Source organism: Actinokineospora enzanensis DSM 44649, assembly GCF_000374445.1.
GTDB classification, from domain to species: Bacteria; Actinomycetota; Actinomycetes; order Mycobacteriales; family Pseudonocardiaceae; genus Actinokineospora; species Actinokineospora enzanensis.
On the sequence record NZ_KB894441.1, the window covers coordinates 32,442 to 52,068 of the forward strand.

The 19,627-nt window shown below is 71.3% G+C and carries 17 protein-coding genes, 1 other RNA gene and 1 pseudogene; 12 read left to right on the top strand and 7 right to left on the bottom strand.

Features of this window, described 5'->3' with window-relative positions; translation table 11 throughout:
• Positions 1-8: 8 nt before the first annotated feature.
• Positions 9-1,145, top strand: a complete 1,137-nt coding sequence (locus tag C503_RS0131945; protein ID WP_026316910.1) for a bifunctional RNase H/acid phosphatase — start codon at positions 9-11, stop codon at positions 1,143-1,145.
• 116 nt (positions 1,146-1,261) lie between these two features.
• Here the strand turns inward: C503_RS0131945 and ssuE are convergent, their stop codons facing one another.
• Together ssuE and C503_RS48655 are read right to left on the bottom strand one after the other, a co-directional pair.
• On the bottom strand, positions 1,262-1,819 hold the full coding sequence (ssuE, locus tag C503_RS0131950; RefSeq protein WP_018686307.1) for an NADPH-dependent FMN reductase: 558 nt from the start codon (positions 1,817-1,819) through the stop codon (positions 1,262-1,264).
• Positions 1,820-1,958: 139 nt separating this feature from the next.
• Positions 1,959-2,081, bottom strand: a complete 123-nt coding sequence (locus C503_RS48655) for a hypothetical protein (RefSeq protein ID WP_281170549.1) — start codon at positions 2,079-2,081, stop codon at positions 1,959-1,961.
• Between the two features lie 52 nt (positions 2,082-2,133).
• On the opposite strand from C503_RS48655, the gene rnpB reads away from it, so the two are divergent.
• The 10 genes from rnpB (at position 2,134) to panB (ending at position 12,258) form a co-directional block, all read left to right on the top strand.
• Positions 2,134-2,532: RNase P RNA component class A (rnpB, locus tag C503_RS43760), an RNA gene on the top strand.
• Positions 2,533-2,930: 398 nt separating this feature from the next.
• Positions 2,931-3,224 (top strand): hypothetical protein, encoded by a 294-nt coding sequence (locus tag C503_RS0131955; protein WP_018686308.1) that lies wholly within the window; start codon positions 2,931-2,933, stop codon positions 3,222-3,224.
• Positions 3,225-3,243: 19 nt separating this feature from the next.
• Positions 3,244-3,780 carry a hypothetical protein gene (locus C503_RS0131960; protein WP_018686309.1) on the top strand — a complete coding sequence of 179 codons (537 nt, stop codon included), beginning with the start codon at positions 3,244-3,246 and terminating at the stop codon, positions 3,778-3,780.
• A gap of 124 nt (positions 3,781-3,904) precedes the next feature.
• Positions 3,905-6,706 carry an ATP-binding protein gene (locus C503_RS0131965; RefSeq protein WP_245572638.1) on the top strand — a complete coding sequence of 934 codons (2,802 nt, stop codon included), beginning with the start codon at positions 3,905-3,907 and terminating at the stop codon, positions 6,704-6,706.
• An 85-nt stretch (positions 6,707-6,791) separates the two neighbouring features.
• Positions 6,792-8,849: a hypothetical protein gene (locus tag C503_RS41580; protein ID WP_018686312.1), complete on the top strand. Its 2,058-nt coding sequence runs from the start codon at positions 6,792-6,794 to the stop codon at positions 8,847-8,849.
• A gap of 4 nt (positions 8,850-8,853) precedes the next feature.
• A complete protein-coding gene (locus C503_RS0131980) occupies positions 8,854-9,486 on the top strand; it encodes a hypothetical protein (protein WP_018686313.1) in 633 nt (210 codons plus the stop codon).
• A complete protein-coding gene (locus tag C503_RS0131985; protein ID WP_018686314.1) occupies positions 9,483-10,490 on the top strand; it encodes a C40 family peptidase in 1,008 nt (335 codons plus the stop codon). The genes C503_RS0131980 and C503_RS0131985 overlap by 4 nt, the downstream gene beginning before the upstream one ends.
• Before the next feature lie 13 nt (positions 10,491-10,503).
• Entirely contained in the window at positions 10,504-10,986 is a 483-nt protein-coding gene (locus C503_RS0131990; RefSeq protein WP_018686315.1) for a hypothetical protein, read from the top strand.
• Positions 10,987-10,994: 8 nt separating this feature from the next.
• On the top strand, positions 10,995-11,198 hold the full coding sequence (locus tag C503_RS0131995) for a hypothetical protein (protein WP_018686316.1): 204 nt from the start codon (positions 10,995-10,997) through the stop codon (positions 11,196-11,198).
• 160 nt (positions 11,199-11,358) lie between these two features.
• Entirely contained in the window at positions 11,359-12,258 is a 900-nt protein-coding gene (gene panB / locus C503_RS0132000) for a 3-methyl-2-oxobutanoate hydroxymethyltransferase (protein WP_084477428.1), read from the top strand.
• 24 nt (positions 12,259-12,282) lie between these two features.
• On the opposite strand, the pseudogene C503_RS42770 reads toward panB, so the two are convergent.
• A pseudogene (locus C503_RS42770) lies at positions 12,283-13,213 on the bottom strand (glutathione S-transferase family protein).
• Positions 13,214-13,248: 35 nt separating this feature from the next.
• Between C503_RS42770 and pip the strand changes: the two are divergent.
• A complete protein-coding gene (pip, locus tag C503_RS0132010) occupies positions 13,249-14,196 on the top strand; it encodes a prolyl aminopeptidase (RefSeq protein ID WP_018686319.1) in 948 nt (315 codons plus the stop codon).
• Here pip and C503_RS0132015 read toward each other — a convergent pair.
• From C503_RS0132015 to C503_RS0132030, 4 genes are all read right to left on the bottom strand, one after another.
• The gene (locus C503_RS0132015; RefSeq protein ID WP_018686320.1) at positions 14,193-14,933 is read right to left on the bottom strand and encodes a helical backbone metal receptor; all 741 of its coding nucleotides are present in this window, start codon (positions 14,931-14,933) and stop codon (positions 14,193-14,195) included. The two genes, pip and C503_RS0132015, sit on opposite strands and share 4 nt — an antisense overlap.
• The gene (gene npdG / locus C503_RS0132020; protein WP_018686321.1) at positions 14,934-15,608 is read right to left on the bottom strand and encodes an NADPH-dependent F420 reductase; all 675 of its coding nucleotides are present in this window, start codon (positions 15,606-15,608) and stop codon (positions 14,934-14,936) included. It abuts the gene before it with no gap.
• A 143-nt stretch (positions 15,609-15,751) separates the two neighbouring features.
• Positions 15,752-17,188 carry an RNB domain-containing ribonuclease gene (locus tag C503_RS0132025; protein ID WP_018686322.1) on the bottom strand — a complete coding sequence of 479 codons (1,437 nt, stop codon included), beginning with the start codon at positions 17,186-17,188 and terminating at the stop codon, positions 15,752-15,754.
• A gap of 713 nt (positions 17,189-17,901) precedes the next feature.
• The gene (locus C503_RS0132030) at positions 17,902-19,626 is read right to left on the bottom strand and encodes an NAD+ synthase (protein ID WP_018686323.1); all 1,725 of its coding nucleotides are present in this window, start codon (positions 19,624-19,626) and stop codon (positions 17,902-17,904) included.
• Position 19,627: the final 1 nt, after the last annotated feature.

Consider the following 19,627-nt stretch of genomic DNA (forward strand, 5'->3'; position numbering starts at 1 on the left):
CCGTGCGGGTGATCGTCGAGGCGGACGGCGGCTCGCGCGGCAACCCCGGCCCGGCCGGGTACGGCGCCGTGGTGCTGGACCCGGACACCGGCGCGGTGCTCGCCGAGCGCGCCGAGGGCATCGGGGTGACCACCAACAACGTCGCCGAGTACCAGGGCCTGCTCGCGGGCCTGCGGGCGGCCGCCGCGCTCGGCGCGGACGTGGTCGAGGTGCGGATGGACTCCAAGCTCGTGGTGGAGCAGATGTCCGGCCGCTGGCAGGTCAAGCACCCGTCCATGAAGCCGTTGGCCGAACGGGCGCGCACGCTCGCTGGCGAGTTCTCCCGGGTGACCTACACGTGGATCCCGCGCGAGCGCAACCAGCGCGCCGACCGGCTGGCCAACCAGGCCATGGACGCGCAGGCGGGCATCGCGCCGAAACCGGCCACGCCGGAGCCGCCCGCCGCGCGCCCCAAGGCCGAACAGGACGGTCTCTTCGCGACTCCACGGCGGATGTCCCCGGCCGCCTGGACCGGGGCGCACGGCGACCCGACGAAGATCCTGTTGTTGCGGCACGGGCAGACCGCGATGTCCGCCGAGCGCCGCTACTCCGGCCGCGGCGACGTCCCGCTGACCGAGCTCGGCCGGGCCCAGGCGGCGGCGGCCGCGCGCCGGATCGCCGCGCTGGACGGCCTCGGCCCGGACACGCCGGTGATCACATCCCCGTTGGACCGCGCCCGGCGCACCGCGGGCGCCGTGGCCGACGCGCTGGGCGCCAAGGTCCGGGTGCACGAGGGTCTGGTGGAGACGGACTTCGGCGACTGGGAGGGCCGCACCTTCACCGAGGCCTACGAGCGCGACCCGGCGCTGCACGACCGCTGGCTGGCCGACACCTCGGTGCCGCCGCCCGGCGGTGAGAGCTTCGACGCGGTGCACGAGCGGGTCGCCCGGGTGCGGGACGAGTTGTTGGTCGAGCACGCGGGTCGGACGGTGCTGGTGGTCAGCCACGTGACGCCGATCAAGGCGCTGCTGCGGCTGGCGCTGGAGGTCGGTCCGTCCCTTTTGTTCCGGTTGCACCTGGACCTGGCGTCGCTGTCCATCGTGGAGTTCTACCCGGACGGCAACGCGTCTGTGCGACTCGTCAACGACATCTCCCACCTGGACTGACGGCGTAGACGACGGAAATCCTTGCGGTCGGCGGGAAATCGACAGAAATCCACAGTCGACTGGACAGTTCGCCCGGCAGGCCGGACAAGTCCACTTCGGCCATCGGGCGGTCCGGTTCAGCCGGTGAGCGGCACGACCGCGGGACGGCGCCTGCGCACGGTCTCGGTGAAGCCGTGCAGCACCTCGCCAAGCGCGGCCGCGGCCAGCGGGCGCACCCGGGCGCCCTCGTGCTCGTCGGCGATCATCTGGTCCAGCACGAAGTGCCCGGCGAGGACCTTGGTGGCGCCCATGGCGAACAGCAGCGGCCGCAGCACCCCGTCGATGGCCACCAGGTGCCCCTGGGTGCCGCCGGTCGCCAGCGGCAGCACGGCCTTGCCTGCCAGCGCCCCGGCGGGCAGCAGGTCCAGCAGGGACTTCACCAGTCCGCTGTAGGCGGCCCGGTAGACCGGGCTGGCCACCACGATGCCGTCCGCGCCCGCCACCGCCTCGATCGCGGCGCTGATCGCCGGGTCGCCGGTGTCCTCGGCCAGCAGCGCGACCGTGGGCAGGTCCCGCACGCTGAGCACCGCGACCTGCTCGCCGAGCCGACGCAGCTCGGCCGCGACGTGCGCGACGAGGACGCCTGCCCGCGCGCTCGGTGCCGGACTGCCGGAGATGATCAGGATCGAGCCCACGGGTCCCTCCAGGTGGTGTGCCCGCCGGGCGGCGGCGGGGCGACGCTTGGGAAAAGCCGAGCTGAACAAGGAAAGACGCGCTGAACAGCGCGGACGCCGAACGACCCGGAACGGGTGGGAGCGTTGGGATGCCGTGCTTTCAGCGCGGACAGCAGCCGCCCGCGAGGAGGAGGAAGTCCACGTGCCTGCGCCGGGTGAGTACTCGGTCACCGGACATGGCACGAGTAGAACAGGCCAGGTCCGCGGGCTCAACGGTGTCCACGCCATGGGACGTGCGGACCGCGAAGTGGACCCCCGTATCCTTGATCCGCGGGCGAGTCGGCAGGGCGGCCGCGGCGGTGTGACCCACCGACGAGGAAAGTCCGGACTCCGCAGGGCAGGGTGGTTGTTAACGGCAACCCGAGGCGACTCGCGGGACAGTGCCACAGAAAACAGACCGCCCGGCGGGTCGGGAGCACCGAGCCGCCGGGTAAGGGTGAAACGGTGGTGTAAGAGACCACCAGCGCCCCGGGTGACCGGGGCGGCTAGGTAAACCCCACCCGGAGCAAGGCCAAGAGGGAGCCGCGAGGCTCCTGCGCAGACGTCCGAGGGCGGCCCGCCCGAGTCTGCGGGTAGGCCGCACGAGCCTGTCGGCGACGGCAGGCCTAGATGGATGGTCGCCCCCCGGGACGCGGGTCCCGGGGACAGGATCCGGCTTACGGCCGGCTCGCCCGCCCTGAGCGACCACTCGGTCCGCCCGAGTGTGACCTGATCGGCCCTACACCGATTGGAGTAATTCCGCACGCGACTCGCCGCGATTATCCTCGTGAGTTGTGTCACACAGAGTGAGAGTGATCCGCGCGGCCGGGTGAAACGTCCCCTGGACTAGGAAAATCGGGTGGTCGTAGGTTCTGACCGGCCCGCTCCGGATGATGATGGTGTGGTCAGATGGCAGCCGGATGGGACGACGGAGGGCCCGCTTGGACGTACTGAACCTACGGTACGCATCCTTCTAGCTACCCATAGTAATGACAACCATGTGCCTTTCGTGCTCTACTCGACGGGCACAGCACAGACCTGCCGCGCAGGAGCCCGACGCCCCGGACCGCTTCCGCGCACTTGGGAGATCGAGATGACTACCCCGACCATCGCCGCGCTCGTCGACTTCGCCCAACAGCAACAACCCTCCGACAAAGGTGGTCTCAGCACCGGCGGCGTCCGCGACTGGATCCTCAACAACATCATCCCGTTGCTCCTGCTCACGGTGGCGCTCCTGCTGCTGTGGCTGGGTGGCGGCAAGGGGGACAACGCGGGAGTCATGCGCCGTCTCGGCGGCGTCATCGTCGCCCTGGCCATCATCGGGTTGGCGGTCACCAATGCCGGCGAGGGAATCGGCCGGTGGCTCGCAGGCCTGTTCACCGGCTGATCAGGCCCGGTGAACTGACGTGCGGATACGCACCGACGACGAGGTATACCGGGTCGACGCGGTCTGGCTCGGGCCGCCCAAGGCCACCTTCCCCTTTCGGGCCCGCTATGTCGCCTGGGGTGTGGGCACGGTCGTCTTCCTGCTCGCGCTCACCGTCCTGCGCAACCTGGGCGTCGGCCTGTTCTGGTCGTTCGCCTGGGGACTGGTGGCCACCATCGGCCTGACCATGGTGATCTGCTCGCGGATCAGCCATGAGCGCCCGCTCGGCGCCGTGCTCACCATGTGGCTGCGCGAGCTCAAGGCGCCGCGCGAGACCACCTCGGGCAACGGCGGCGCGGTCAGCGCGGCAGGCGTCCGGGTGCGCGCGGAACGCCCGCACCGCAAGCCGCGCGGCACCTCCGACCGCCGCCGGGCCAAGACCGCGCGCCGGGCCGAGGAGGCCCGGCGCAAGGCCAGGGAGGCGCGCGCGGGCAGGCCGCCGCGCCCGGCCAAGCGCACCGCCAAGAACGTCCAGAAGCAGCGGAACAGGGAGGCCAGTGGTGTTCGGACGCCGTAAGCGCGAGCAGGACCCGCTCGCGCCCCACCCGGCGGGACACCCGCACGACCCCGTCTCCCAGGGCCGGACCCGGCACAGCGCGCGCTACGAGCAGGCGCAGGCGCCCCGCAAACGCGGCAAGCGGCTGCCCGGCGAACAGGGCATCCCCAGCTACACCCCGGAGATCGCGGCCCGCACCATCGACGGGCACCTGCTGCGCACCGGCACCGACGTCTACGCCTGGTACCGGCTGGCCCCGCAGCGCTGGTCGTTCCGCTCCGACTCGCAGCGCCAGGACCTGATCGCCGCCATCGCAGGCCAGTACGCCGAACTGGCCGGCCGCTGGCTGCACCTGCGCGTCACCACCCGGCCCTATCCGATCCGGATGTGGGCCGAGGCGCACGTGCACAACGCGGTGAACCGGCTGCCGGACGTGCCGGGCGCGCTGAGCTTCGACGACTACCTGGTCGGCGAACAGCAGCAGCTGCTCGGCCGGTCCATGGCGGAGAAAGAGGTCTACCTGGGCGTCCAGGTGCAGACCCGCAACGTCGTCGACCGGGCCGTTGAACGCGCGGCCCCGTTGCTGCGCAAGGTGTTCCCGGACGCGGTCGACGCCGAGTTGCTCGCCATCGAGAGCGAGGTCGAGCACCTCGACCAGGTCATCGGCTCCGCCGGGCTGGAGGGCCGACCGGCCACCGCCGAGGAGATGTCCTGGCTGATGCACCGGTCCTGCTCGCTCGGCCTGCCCGCGCCACGCAACATGCCCGCGGTCCCCGGCGCCGCCTGGGAACCCGAGGACCTGGCCAGCTTCACCGACGCCGCCGACTTCCACCAGGACCCGTACTCCCCGACGGTCACCGTGCGCGGCCGCACCGGCTCCAACGCGGGTGTCACCCGGCACGTCACCGTGCTGACCGTCGGCATGATGCACGGCCTGCAGATCCCCGAGATCGACGACCCGTGGGTGCAGCGCAGCGACCGGCTGCCCGCCTCCGTCGAGTGGTCCGCTCGGATCTACGTGCGCAAACCCGAGGAAGTCCAGGGTGAGCTGCAGCGCCAGATGAACAAGGTGCGCTCGCAGGTCAAGCACTACACCGACGAGCACGAGCTGGAGCCGCCGCAGTCGCTGGCCCGGCAGGCCAGCCGGGTGCTGGAGATCGACGACGAGATGACCTCCGGCTTCACCGCGCTGGCCACCCGGGTGCGGTCCTGGTGGCGGCTCGCGGTGTCCGGCCCCAGCGAGCGCGACGCGCTGCGGCTGGCCCAGCAGCTGCTCGACCTGTACAAACCGAAGGTCGCCATCGAGCACCCCGAGGCGCAGTACGCCATGGCCCGCGAGTTCATCCCCGGCGAGCCGCTGGCCTCCAGCGCCTACCTGCGCCGCGGCTCGGTCATCTGGGCCGCCTCGGCGGTGCCCACCGCCACCGCCGAGGTCGGCGACCGGCGCGGCATCCTGCTCGGCGAGACCTGCACCGCCACCCGCCGCCCGGTCGCCTGGGACCCGTGGATGGCGCAGGAGATCCGGGACGGCTCCGGCCTCACCGCAATGGTCGCGGGTCTCGGCGGCGGCAAGTCCTTCCTCGGCGGCGGCATCGTCTACAAGACGCTGCGCGCCGGGGCGCACTGGACCATCCTGGACCCGTCCGGCCCACTGGCCCGGCTCTGCGACCTGCCCGAGCTGCGCCCGTACGCCCGGCCGATCAACCTGCTCAACGCCCAGGCAGGCATCCTCAACCCGTACCGGGTGGTGGCCGAACCCAAGATCGACCACTTCCTGGACGACGACGACCCGGAACGCGCCTGGCGCCGGGAGAAGGCGCTCGCCGCCGCCACCCGCCGCAGGCTCGTGCTGGACGTGCTCACCGGCCTGCTGCCCTACGAGGTCGCCCGGCTGCCGCAGAGCCGCATCGTGCTGCTGCGCGCGGTCCGCACCGTCGGCGGCCGCATCGACGCCGACCCCGGCCTGGTCTTCGACGCGCTGCGCCGGGACGCCAGCGAACACCGCGAGCATGCCATCGTGGTCGCCGACTTCCTGGACGAGATGAAGGAGCGGATGTCGCTGCTCATCCCCGAGCGCGGCGCCGACCCGTACGACGAGCAGCGCGACGACCGGATGACCGTGCTCACCATGGCGGGCCTGACCCTGCCCAAGGACGGCGTCGGCCGCGAGCACTGGACCGACGCCGAGGCGCTCGGCGTGGAGATGCTCAACCTGGCCGCCTGGCTCACCCAGCGTACCATCTACGACAAGCCCAAGGACATGCGCAAGGGCGTCTGGATCGACGAGGCGTTCTTCCTCTCCGAGGTGCCGACCGGCCGGGTGCTGATGAACCGGTTCGCCCGCGACTCCCGCAAGTGGAACGTCCGGGTGCTGCTGTCCTCGCAGATCCCGGCCGACTTCCTGAAGATCCAGGGCTTCGTCGCGCTGCTGGACTCGGTGTTCATCGGCAGGCTCGACGACGACCAGGCCCAGGCGGACGCGCTGCGGCTGCTCAAGGTGCCGGTCGGCGCGGGCTACGAACAGGTGGTGGCCAGCCTCGGCCGCCGCCCCGGCGTGCAGCGCGGCATGGTCGAACGGGACACCGCGCCCCGCCAGTTCATCTTCGGCGACGGCGCGGGCGGCGTGGAGCGCATCCGCATCGACCTGTCCGGCAACCACCTCGACCACCTGCGCACCGTCATGGACACCACCCCGGACGCACAGCGCGAGTCGGCGCGCAGGCTGCTGGCCGAGTCGGCCGAGCGCCCGGTGGCCCCGCCGACACCGCCAAGCGAGCAGGAGTTCGAGCCGGTCGACGGCTCGCTCACGGACGAGGAGTTCGAGCGCGCCGCGGAGTTCGAGCTTGGGCTGACCGAGGACGACTTCGTCGGCGAGCCGGTGCCCGGCGGGCCGCCGCCGGACGGCGGTGGCGGGGACAAGAAGCGCGGTCGTGAGGACGCGGCATGAGCGGCGGCCTGGCGGTCGCGGTCGTTCGTTTGGTTGAGTTGATCAAGCTGGTGCCCCCGAGGTCGGCGAGGTTGGTGGACGTCACATGATCACGCTCCTGGTGGTGGCCGCCGCCGTGCTGCTCATCGCGGCCCGGCGGCGGCGCAGACAACGCGGGCAGGCCTTCTCCCGCCGCTCCCTGGCCATGCTCACCGCCATCGGCGTCCTCGGCCTCCAGGTCTTCACCGGCAGCCCGGCCTTCGCGCAGCCACCGGCCAACGACTCCTGCGTCGCCAACCCGGAGCGACCGGGCGCGGGCATGGTCGGGGCGTTGGACCCGCCGCAGGGCAACGGCGAGCCGAACAGCCCGTACCTGATCTACGGCTACTCCGGCATGGTTTGGCACGTCTACGACGACAAGTGCGGCGGCATCGTGCCGACCGGCGTCACCGACCCGGGCGCCACGATCGACAACTGGGCGGGCAACGAGCTGTTCAACGTCGCCAAGAACATCGTCGGCGCCACCAACTCACTGCACTACACCCTGCTCGACGGCGGTGTCCTCGGCGGCCTCAACGGTCAGATCGGCAAGGCCGCCGACTCGATCTTCAACAACACCTTCGCCCAGCTGTTCAGCATCTTCATGCTCGGCCTGGCCATCCTGCTGTTCCGGCAGATCTGGAAGGGCGACCTGGCCACGGTCAGCAAACGCACGCTGTTCGCCTTCGCCGGCATGTGGCTGGCCGCCTCGTCGGCGGTGCTGGTCGCCAACTACGACCGCATCGACGACGTCATCGTGCGCACCACGACCAGCATCCAGGCCGGGTTCGAGGACCCCAAGGAGAACGTGGCCGCGCAGCACGTGCTGCCAACCGAGCTGCACAACAAGATCGTCTACGACAACTGGCTGCGCGGCGAGTTCGGCGACCCGACCAGCCCGCAGGCCCGCGACTACGGCCGCAAGCTGCTCGACGCCCAGTCCTGGACCCGCGACGACGTGGTCACCGGCCGGGACGCGGACAACGCGGCCGAGCAGGCGAAGAAGGCCGAGTACAAGCAGATCGCCGGTCAGCTCGGCCCGGCGACCGACTACTTCAAGGGCACCGGCGGCAGCCGCACCGGTGCCGGTGTGCTGGCCCTGTTCCAGTCCATCGTGTACTCACTGTTCCAGCTGTTCGCCAAGCTCGCGGTGCTGCTGGCCCAGCTGCTGCTGCGGGTGCTCGCGCTCAGCGCGCCGGTCATCGGCCTGGTCGCGCTGATCCACCACGACATCCTGCGCAAGATCGGCCGAGCGGTCGGCGCGGTGGTACTGAACGTGCTCGTGCTGGCGATGCTCGCGGGCATCCATTTCAAGTTCCTGGAGCTGATCTTCTCCCCGGACGCCAAGCTGTCCCTGCTCACGCAGATGCTCCTGGCCGCCATCGTGACCCTGGTCTTCTTCCTGGTCGGCCGCCCCGCGCGGCGGATGTGGCAGATGCTGGAGCTGTCCGTGGGTGCCGCGGGCGGCGCGATGCCTGGCGCGGGGGGCGGGTTCTTCTCCCGGTTCCGGCGCAACAAGCAGCAGGGGCCGACCCCGCAGGACGCGTTCTGGGAGAACGTTCGCGAGGGTGAGCAGAACGAGGAAGGCGCGGGCACGCTGGTGCCCAGTTCGGGCAAGCGGCCGCGCCCCGAGGCCAGCAACCCGGTCACCGCGCACGCCGAGCGGCTCGACGGCCGCGGCCAGCCGGTGGTGGTGCGCAGGCGTACCCAGGTGGGCGGGTCCCGGCCGGGCATCGAGTCCCGGGCCGAGGACATCCACGGTGAGCTCCTGCTCGACGGCCTGCCCGGCCAGCCCGGCACCACCCGGCTGTCGGTCGGCGGCGGCAGCCGTGCGAGCCGGGTCGTGGACACCGTGCCGGTGGCCGACCGGGGCTACGACCGCGGCGAGGACGCGGTGGTGATCCCGTCCATGGTGCCCAGCAGGCGGGGCGAGTTCGAGGCGCCGGTGGAGGCCCCGCCCAACCCGGCGCCGCGGGTGGCGGATGTGGAGATGGTCGCGGGCCGACCGGTGCACGTGGTCTACCGGCCATCGCGCGGCCTGGAGGTCGCCGACCAGCGGCAGCCGCAGCCGCGCCGGATGCCGCTGCACGACGGGCCGCGCGACACCGACTCGGTGGTGAGGTGACGCCGTGCCGATCCGCACCAACCGCGGCCGGGCCGCGGTCTACCGCAAGCTGTGGGGCTGGCCGCTGCGCTCGCCCCGGCACTTAGCGGTCGCCGTCTTCCTGGCCGTGCTCGTGCTGACCGCGGCCGGGATCATCGTGCCGAAGGTCCTCGGCCGGGGCCACGGCCAGCAGGCCGCGCCCGGCGCGGCAGGCGCGTCGACCCCGGTGGCGACCTCGACCACCGTCCCCGGGCAGCGCCCGGACGCCGGGCTGACCACGGCCGTGCCGACGTCCCCGCTGCCCACCCGCATCACCTCCGGCCCCACCCCCACGTCCCGGGCGGACGCGCCGCCGCAGGCCCTGGACGCGGTGACCAGGTTCGCCGAGCGCTGGGTGGACCACCCGGCCGGGATCACCGCCAAGGACTGGCTCGACCACCTGCGCCCGTACACGACCGAGGAGTACCTGGCCGTCATGGCCGACGTGGACCCGGCGAACGTGCCTGCGAGCCGGGTCACCGGCCCGGTGCGCGCGGCGGTGTCGTTCGCCAAGTCGGTGGAGGCCGAGGTGCCGACGGACGCGGGCACCCTGCACGTGACGGTGATCGACACCGGCAAGGGCTGGAAGGTCGCAGGCTACGAGCAGGGGCGGTCATGAAGACGGCGATCATCGTCGGCGCGGTCGTGGTGACGGTGTTCACCACCGTGATCAGCACCGGCGCGGTCACCTCGGTGGTGCAGAACGACCAGGCCGAGCAGGCCGCCGCGGTCGGCCTCACCTCGTGCAACGCCTCGCTCGGCCCGATCAGCACCGGCCCGGCAGGTTCCGGCGCGGCGGACGCGGCCAACCTCTCCGAGGAGCAGCGCGGCACCGTCGCGCTGATCATCACCATCGGCAAGCAGCGCAACCTGTCCTCGCGGGCCTGGCAGGTGGCGATCCAGGCGGGCATGACCGAGTCCGGGCTGCGCAGCCTGGACTACGGCGACCGGGACTCGCTGGGCATCTTCCAGATGCGCCCGTCCATGGGCTGGGGCACCGCCGCGGAGGTCACCAACCCGACCTACGCCATCAACAAGTTCTACGACGTGCTGCTGGCGCTGCCCGACTGGGACACCCAGCGGCCGGGCGACTCCGCGCAGGACGTCGAGCGGTCCGCGTTCCCGGACCGCTACCACCGCTGGGAGCCGATGGCCGCGTTCCTCATCGGGGAGCTCGGCCAGGTCGCGAACTACACCGGTTGTGGCGAAGGTCTGGGCGCGCTGCTGCCCGCGCCCACCGCGGCCGCGGGCGGTGCGATGCAGTTCGCGCTGTCCCAGCAGGGCAAGCCGTATCTGTGGGCCGCCTCGATCGACCAACAGGACTCGTACGACTGCTCCAGCCTGATGCTGCAGTCCTACCGCTCGGCCGGGGTGCTTCTGCCGCGCACCTCGCGCGAGCAGTACCACGCGGGCGCGCTGCTGCCGGTGGAGCAGGCGCAGCCGGGCGACCTGCTGTTCTGGGCCTACGACGAGTCCGACCCGAGCACCATTCACCACGTGGCCATGTACCTGGGGGATGGCAAGATCGTGGAGGCCCAGCAGACCGGTGTCCCCGTGCACATCCGGCCGGTCTCCTTCACCGAGGGCGAGCTGATGAACCAGGCCGTGCGGCCCGGGGTTTGAGAAGAGGCGACTGATGAACATGTACCCACCGGGACCCCTGCCCAGACATCCCGGCCCACCCGCCTCCGCCGCGCCGATCCGCGACTTCCTCAACAGCGCCAAGCGGCCCGGGGTGAGCGAGGGCTACGTGGTGCTGCCGCGCGGGCTGGCGGAGGCGATGCCGCTGCCGTGGCAGCAGCACATGGCGCACCTGCTGCACGAGTTCCACCAAGTCTACGCGCACCTGGACTGGCCGGAGTACCGCGTGGTGCCGTCCCGGCGGGAGCGGCTGGTCGACCTCGACGAGGACCAGCTGGCCGAGGTCGGCTGCCTGGTGGAGATCGACGGCGACGGCGAGCTGGTCTACCGGGAGCGCAACGGCCGCCGGATCGAGCACCCGGAGCAGCAGGAGGTGCTGGTCTCCTGCCTGGACCCGATCCCCGGCCAGCACTACAACGCCAACCAGGACACGCCGCCGCGCGGCTTCCCGGTGCAGCAGTCGCCGACCTGGGGTTAGCTGATGCCATGAGCGACGACAACCCTGATCCGGGCTGGTACTACAACACTCGAACCGGGCAGGTCGAACACGGGACGTTGTCCCGACGGGTCGACCTGCTCGGCCCGTACCCCGACCGGGCGACCGCCGAGCGGGCGCTGGAGATCGCGCACGAGCGCACCGCGGCGGCCGACAGCGCCGACCGACGGTTCCGCGGCGACGACGACGAATGACGGGCTGACCCACCCCTGTTTCCGCAGGTGGGGCTGTGAAATCCGTCCCAACGGCCTCGCCTGGGGTGGGGTGCGGTGCGACGCTGGACGGGTAAGCCATCCGCATACACCCAGGGACCCGCGACGACGCGGGCCTTGAGGGAAGGACGGTCGAACAGCGATGTCCGCTGCGATGAATTCCCCTGCCCCGAGTTCCGAGGTCGCGCCGCACTCCGAGGATGTGGCGCCGTACGGGTCCGGACCGGCGACCGGCCGCAAGCCCGCCAAGCGCGTCCGCGTCCACCACCTGCAGGACCTCAAAGACCGCGGTGAGCCGTTCCCCATGCTCACCGCCTACGACATGTACACCGCCGAGCTGTTCGACGAGGCGGGCATCCCGGTGCTGCTGGTCGGCGACTCGGCCGCGAACAACGTCTTCGGCTACGACACCTCGCTGCCGGTCACCGTGGACGAGCTGATCCCGCTCGTCCGCTCGGTGACCCGCGCGGCCAAGTCCGCGCTGGTGGTGGCCGATCTGCCGTTCGGCTCCTACCAGGTCTCGGTCGAGCAGGCGGTGACCACGGCCGTGCGGTTCATGAAGGAGGGCCGCGCGCACGCGGTGAAGCTGGAGGGCGGCAGCGTGTTCGCGCCGCACATCCGGGCGATCACCAACGCGGGCATCCCGGTCATGGCGCACATCGGCTTCACCCCGCAGAGCGAGCACAGCCTGGGCGGCTACCGCGTGCAGGGCCGCGGCGACACCGGCGAGCGGGTGCTGGCCGACGCGGTGGCCGTCGAGGAGGCGGGCGCGTTCGCGGTGGTGATGGAGATGGTCCCGGCGGAGGTGGCCAAGCGGGTCACGCACGAGCTTCGGGTGCCGACGATCGGCATCGGGGCCGGGCCGGACTGCGACGGCCAGGTGCTGGTCTGGCAGGACATGGCGGGCCTGCGGCGGGCCAAGGCGTCGCGGTTCGTCAAGCGCTACGCGGACGTGGCCGACGTGCTGCTCGGCGCGGCGCGATCGTTCGCGGACGACGTGCGCGGGCGCGAGTTCCCTGCCCCGGAGCATGTCTTCCACTGAACCCCGACCGCGCGGTCGGGGTGCTCAGCCCCGGCCGTGCGGTGCCAGCCAGGCGTCCGCGAGCGGACCGATCGGGACGATCCGGGTCGGATTGATCTGGTCGTGGGTGGCGTAGTAATGCCGCTTGATGTGGTCGAAGTCGACCGTCTCGCCGAACCCGGACGTCTGGTACAGGTCGCGCGCGTAGGCCCACAGGGTCGGCAGCTCGGCGAGCTTCTGCCGGTTGCACTTGAAGTGGCCGTGGTAGACCGCGTCGAACCGGACCAGCGTGGTGAACAGCCGGATGTCCACCTCGGTGATCTGGTCGCCCATCAGGTAGCGGGAGCTCTCCAGCCGCACGGTGAGGCGATCGAGCTCGGCGAACAGCGCGGTGTATGCGTCCGCGTAGGCATCCTGCGAGGTGGCGAACCCGGCCTTGTAGACGCCGTTGTTGACGTTGTGGAAGATCGGCTCGATCAGTGCGTCGATCTCCGGGCGCAGTTTCTCCGGGTAGAGATCCGGTGCACCCTCGGCATGGAACTCACGCCATTCGGTGCTCAGGTCGAGAGTGATCCGCGGGTAGTCGTTCGTGACGACCTTCCCCGTGTGGGGGTCGACGAGTGCGGGCACGGTGAACCGGCCGGTGAAGTCCGGGTCCGTCGCCAGGTACGCCTCGGACAGGTACCGGATGCCAAGCACCGGGTCGCCGGCCGTCCGGGTCCAGGGTGAACCGCCAGCCTTGCTCGTCCCGGATCGGATCGACCACTCCGAGCGAGATCACCGCCTCCAGTCCGAGCAGCTTGCGCGCGATGATCGCGCGGTGCGCCCACGGGCAGGCCAGGCAGGCGATCAGCCGGTAGCGGCCCGGCTCGGGGCGGACGCCGGACGATCCGTCGGCGGTGATCCGCCCGGTGAACGCGTTGGGCTGCCGCACGAACGCCCCGCTGGTCGCGGTCTCCCCGCCGAATTGCGCCATACCCACGACCTTATGCCCTGGTGCAGCATGAACGCATGCGCTTCCTGTACCCGGCCATCGAGCCGCACGCTCACGGCCTGCTCGACGTGGGCGACGGTCACCAGCTGCACTGGGAGACCAGCGGCAACCCCGACGGCAAGCCGGTCGTGGTCCTGCACGGCGGTCCGGGCACCGGCTCGAACGCGATGCAGCGCAGGCACTTCGACCCCGACGCGTACCGGATCGTCCTGTTCGACCAACGCGGCTCTGGGCGCAGCACGCCGCACGTCAGCGACCCCGGGGTGGACCTGTCCGCGAACACCACCTGGCACCTGGTGTCCGATCTGGAGCGGCTGCGCGAACACCTGGACATCGACCGCTGGCAGCTGTTCGGCGGCTCCTGGGGCGCCACATTGGCGGTCGCCTACGCACAGCAATACCCGGAGCGGGTCAGCGAAATGATCCTGCGGGGCGTCTTCCTGCTCCGAGCTTCGGAACTGGATTGGCTCTACCGGGGCGGCGCGGGCGCGATCTTCCCGGACGCGTGGGCCGACTTCGTGTCGCTGGTGCCTGCGGGGGAGGACCCGCTCGCCGCCTACCAGCGGCTGGTGTCGTCGCCGGACCCGCAGGTACGGGTGCGCGCGGCGGCGGCGTGGAGCAACTGGGAGGGGGCGACGGCGTCGGTGATCCCGAACCCGGCGCTGGTCGCGCAGTACGCGAACCCGGTGTTCGCGGTGCCGTTCGCCCGCATCGCCCTGCACTACTTCAGCAATGCGGGATGGCTGACCGAGGACCAGCTACTCCGCGACGCCCACCGGCTGCACGGCATCCCGGGCCGGATCGTGCAGGGCCGCTACGACATCGTGTGCCCACCGGTCACCGCCTGGGCACTGGCCCGGCTGTGGCCCGACGCGCGGCTGACCCTGCTGCCGCAGGCGGGCCACTCCACCGGCGACCCGGGCATGATCGAGGCCCTGCGCGCGGCGACCGACGAGTTCCGTTAGGCCAGCGCGGACTCCAGCGCCGCCTTGGCCTCGACGAGCGACGGCCCGTACCAGGTGAGGTAACGACCGACGACCAACACGGCCCGTTTGCCGGGGAACCATTGCGGGCCGTCAGTCTCGGTGAACTCGTAGGGCTCGTCGGGGAGCACTACGAGGTCAGCGCTCATGGCATTCAGCTCATCGATGCTCGGACGCGGATACCGGTCCGCGTGGTCGGCGTAGACATTGACGATCCCCAGACGCCGCAACACATCCCCGGCGAACGTGTCCCGCCCGACGACGACCCACGGCTTCCGCCACACCGGCACAATCGCTGTTGCCCTGGGCGCAGGCGTCTCGGTCCACAGTTCGGTCGCGGTAGCGAGCCATTCCGGTTCGCTTTGACCGAGCGCTCCGAGCAACCGCCGGATAGAACCGAGCCCGGCAGGCACGGTGGCGGGCGCCTCGGTCACCCACACACCCACCCCGGCGGCCCGCAGCGCGTCCACGTCCTCGCGCCGGTTCTCCTCGGTATTGGCGACCACGAGATCGGGCCGCAGGTCGAGCACGGCGTCGACACTCGGATACTTCGAGCCACCCACGCGCGGCACATCGAGGTCAATCGGGTGCGTGCAATAGTCCGTTGCACCGACGAGCAATCCGGGCACCGACACCTCGATCGCCTCGGTCAGCGACGGCACCAGACTCACCACCCGCCGGACCGCGCCGGTGACGGGCGTTCCCTGGTCGTCGACCACTCAGACGTCCGTGATCCGCAGCCCCGCGTGCGCCTTGTACCGCTTGTTGACCGCGATCAGGTTCGCCGTCAACGCCTCGACCTGGTGGGCGTTACGCAGCCGTCCCCCGTAGATCCCACGCATCCCCGGGATCGCGTCGGCCAGCGCCCGCACGGTGTCGGTGGCCTCCCGGTCGTCGCCGAGCACCAGCACGTCGATGTCCACCTCGGCCACGGACAGGTCACCCAGCAGCACCGCCGACACGTGGTGGAACGCCGCCGTCACCCGCGAGTCCGGCAACGTCCGCTCCGCCTGCTGCGCCGCACTCCCTTCCTCGACGGCCAGCGCGTACGGCCCCTGCTTGTCGAACCCGAGCGGGTTCACACAGTCGATGACGATCTTCCCCGCCAACTCGTCCCGCACCGCGACCAGCAACTCGCGGTGCCCCTCCCACGGCACGGCGACCAACACGACATCCGCGTCCGCCGCACATCCCGCGTTGTCCAGCCCGGTCACATGCCCGACCCCGGCCGCCTCCCGCAACTCCGCCGCCGCGGCCTCCGCTCGCTCCGCCGACCGCGACCCGATCACCACCGGGATCCCCGCCTTGGCCCACCGCAGCGCGAGCCCCCGCCCCTGCGGCCCGGTCCCCCCGAGCACCCCGACCTTGACCCGCCCCAACTCAGCCACACCCACCCCTTCCCGGTTGCCTTCCCCGCACGGTATCCACTCCCGGGGTGTTCCCGCACTGACACCCACCCCACACCCGCACCCGGAATTACGCGCCTCCGGACGCGGGGAAACACGCAGTTCCGTTCTGCCACGCGGCGGTTCGCGACTCAGGTTTCCGGGGTGGGCGGGACGTCGGTTTGTTCGAAGGTGAGGCGGCGGCGGGTGGTGTCGGCCTCAAGGAGGCGGACGCGGATGGTGGCGCCCTCGCGGAGGGCGGGGCCGGTGCAGCGGGCCAGGACGGGCGGGGTGGGGATGAAGATCTCGGCGGTGGTGGTCTCGGCGCGCAGCACGACGGCGGGGAACTCGGTGCCGACGTGGTCCGCGAGGACCCAGGTCTCGACCTGGTCGAGGCAGGTGCGGTCGACCTTGGCGGCGGTGGTGTCGGAGCGTTCCATCAGGTCGGGCAGCAGCGGCAGGGCGGCGCGCACCCAGTCGGGGATGGGGTCGCCCGCGCAGACGGACAGGCAGATCTCGGTGCCGAAGCGGTCGACGAGGCGGCGCAGTGGGGCGGTGACGTGCGCGTACGAGGCGGCGATGCCCGCGTGCGTGGTGAGGGCGGGAATCTCGCCGTCGAAGACGGTGTAACCGGCGCCGCGCAGGAGGCGGGTCGCGTCCATGAACAGGGCCAACGACGCGGGGGAGGACGGGTCGAGCTCGGCCAGCATCCGCGCGGTGCTCTCGTCGGCGGGCCACGGGATGTCCAGCGCCTTCGCCGACCGGCGGAGCCAGTGGATCGCGCTCTCGTCCGGCGGTGGCAACGTCCGCAGCACGCCGACCTTGGCGCTGAGCATGATCTCGGCCGCGCAGATCCCGGTGAGCAGTGAGATCTCCGCGTTCCACGCGTCCACCTCGTTGCGCGGCCGCAACACCAGCCGCCACCCGTCACCGGCGGGCTCGATCTCCTGCTCGGGCAACTGCAACTCGACAGCCCCACGCTTGATCGCCAACGCCCGTCGCAGCCTGCCCACCTCGGGCAGCAGCGCGACGGACGGGTGCGGCGTCCCAGCATCGAACGTCGCCTGCACACCCTCGTAGTCGAACTGCCCGATCGACCGCACCCAGGCCCGCCGCACCTCGGCGTGCACCGGCTCCCCGACCGCGTCGAGATCGATCGTCCACAGTGCCGCCGGACTGGTCTGATCGGGCAGCAGACTCGCCGCCCCCTCGGACAGGACGGTCGGGTGCAACGGAACATTCCCGTCCGGCAGATAGATCGTCTGCCCCCGCCCCCGGACTTCCGCGTCCAACGCCCCACCCGGCACCACGAACGCCCCAAGATCGGCGATCGCGTAGTGCACCCGGTAGCCATCCCCGCGCCGCTCCAGCAGCACGGCCTGATCGAGATCCTTGGCCCCTGGCGGATCTATGGTGACCAGCGGCAACGCCGTCGCATCCACCCGCTCCCCGCGCGGCCCATCGAACACGGCCTGTTCCGCTTCGGCCAGCGCGCCGGGCGGGAACTGATCGGGCAACCCGAACTCCGCCCGAACCCGCGCGAAATCGACCCCAGCACCCCCGGTCCCCGTGGACTCCACACCGAGCACCCTAGCCCCTGACCACCCCAAACGGGTGACGACAGCGACTCGCTTCCCGACACATCACCGCGCAGCACAGTTCGAACCGAACCCGACCTACGCGGGATGACGGAACCCTGTGCACCGGATATGGCGGGCTCGACGGGACATCCCCGCGTACGCGGGGACGACAAGGAGTCACCGACCAGCCGCCGTCACATCGACGAAACACCCCCGCGTGCGCGGGGACGACTCGATCACCGACCTGCAACCCGGAGACCTGCTGGGAACACCCCCACGTAGGCGGGGACGACATCGCATCGAGAATTGAGACGATCAATCCTTCGGGAACACCCCCGCAGGCGCGGGGACGACCGCATCGGTGGCCGGTTCCTCCGCCTCCAGGGCGGAACACCCCCGCAGGGCGCGGGGACGACATGGCGATGGTGCTCGGCCAGTTCGCGTAGCAGGGAACACCCCCGCAGGCGCGGGGACGACTCAGACCCGCCTACCGGGAGTCCGGTGCGCCTGGGAACACCCCCGCAGGCGCGGGGACGACCCGTAGATCTGGATGTTGTCGACGTGGCTGCACGGAACACCCCCGCAGGCGCGGGGACGACTGGTGGTACGTGCTCCCCGGCGACCGGGTGTTGGGAACACCCCCGCAGGCGCGGGGACGACACTTCCTGACCTGCGGCGCTATGAGCCGTAACGACGTTTCTCATTCACTTTCGTCGCCCAGCTCAGACCGCCCCCTCCCGCCAAGCGCTGGTGATCGGCAGGCGGCGGTCCCGCCCGAACGCCCGGAAGCTGATCTTGGTGCCCGGCGGGTACTGGCGCCGCTTGTACTCGGCCCGGTCCACCATCCGCAGCACCCGGTCCACCAGTTCCGGCTCGAACCCGGCCGCGATCAGGTCCGCGTACCCCCGATCCCCCTCCACGTAGTCATCCAGCACCGCGTCCAGCAGCTCGTAGTCCGGCAACGAGTCGCTGTCCATCTGTCCCGGCCGTAGCTCCGCCGATGGCGGCTTGCTGATCGAGTCCTCCGGGATCGGCGGCACCTCGCCGTGCTTCTCCGCCGCCGCGTTGCGCCACCGCGCCAGCTCCCACACCAACGTCTTCGGCACGTCCTTGATCGGCGCGAACCCGCCGACCGCGTCCCCGTAGATGGTCGAGTACCCCACCGCCAGCTCGGTCTTGTTCCCGGTGGCCAGCACCAGGTGCCCGTGCTGGTTCGACAGCCCCATCAGCGTCATCCCCCGGCACCGCGCCTGCACGTTCTCCTCGGCCAGCCCGGTCAGCCCGAGCTGGCCGACGAACACCTCGACCATCCGGGCGATCGGCTGCTCGCTCAAGTGCAATCCGGTGCGCTCGGCCAGGTCCGCCGCGTCCGACCGTGAATGCTCCGACGAGTACACCGACGGCATCGACACGCCATAGACCGAGTCGGCGCCCAGGGCATCCACCGCGAGCGAGGCCACCACCGCCGAGTCGATGCCCCCCGACAGCCCCAGCACCACCGACCGGAACCCGTTCTTCTGCACGTAGTCCCGCAGTCCGGTCACCAGCGCCGCCCACACCTCGGCTTCCTCCGGCAACGGCTCCGCGATCCCCGGCACGTGCACCGGCTCGTAGGCGGGCACGAACGAATCCGACACCGTCACCCGCCGGACCGTGAACTCCTCGTCCGCCTGGGCGTCGGTGCGGTCCGCGCCGCCCGGCAGCTCCAGGTCCACCACCGTCAGGTGCTCGACGAACTGCGGCGCCCGCGCAACCAACGCCCCGTCCGTGCCGACCACCATCGAGTCCCCGTCGAACACCAGGTCGTCCTGACCGCCGACCTGGTTGACGTACACCAGCGGCGCCCCGGCCTCCCGCGCCCGCCGGGCGACCAGCGGCAGGCGGGCGTCGTCCTTCTTGCGCTCGTACGGCGAGGCGTTCGGCGACACGACCAGGTCCACCCCGGCCCGGCCGAGCGCCGCGATGGGGCCGCCCTCCTGCCAGATGTCCTCGCAGATGACCATGCCGACCTCCAGCCCGCGCACGCGGACGATGTCCAGGCTGTGGCCACGCTTGAAGTAGCGGCGCTCGTCGAACACGCCGTAGTTGGGGAGGTGGTGCTTGTACTGCCGGGCCACCACCCGACCGCCGTGCAGGACCGCCGCCGCGTTGCGCGGGCCGACCTCGTCGCGGTCGAGGTAGCCGACCCAGGCGGGGATGTCGCCGCAGCCCGCGGTCGCGAGGGATGCGGCCAGCTCCTCCAGCGCGTGCCGGGCGGCGAGGCCGAACGACTCGCGCAGGGCGAGGTCCTCGACCGGGTACCCGGTGAGCACCATCTCGGGGAACACGACCAGGTGGGCGCCCGCCTCCACGGCGCGGCGGGTCCACGCGAGCACGGTGCCCGCGTTGCCCGCCAGGTCGCCGACCGTGGGGTTGACCTGCGCGAGTGCGATTCGGAGCTGCGGCATG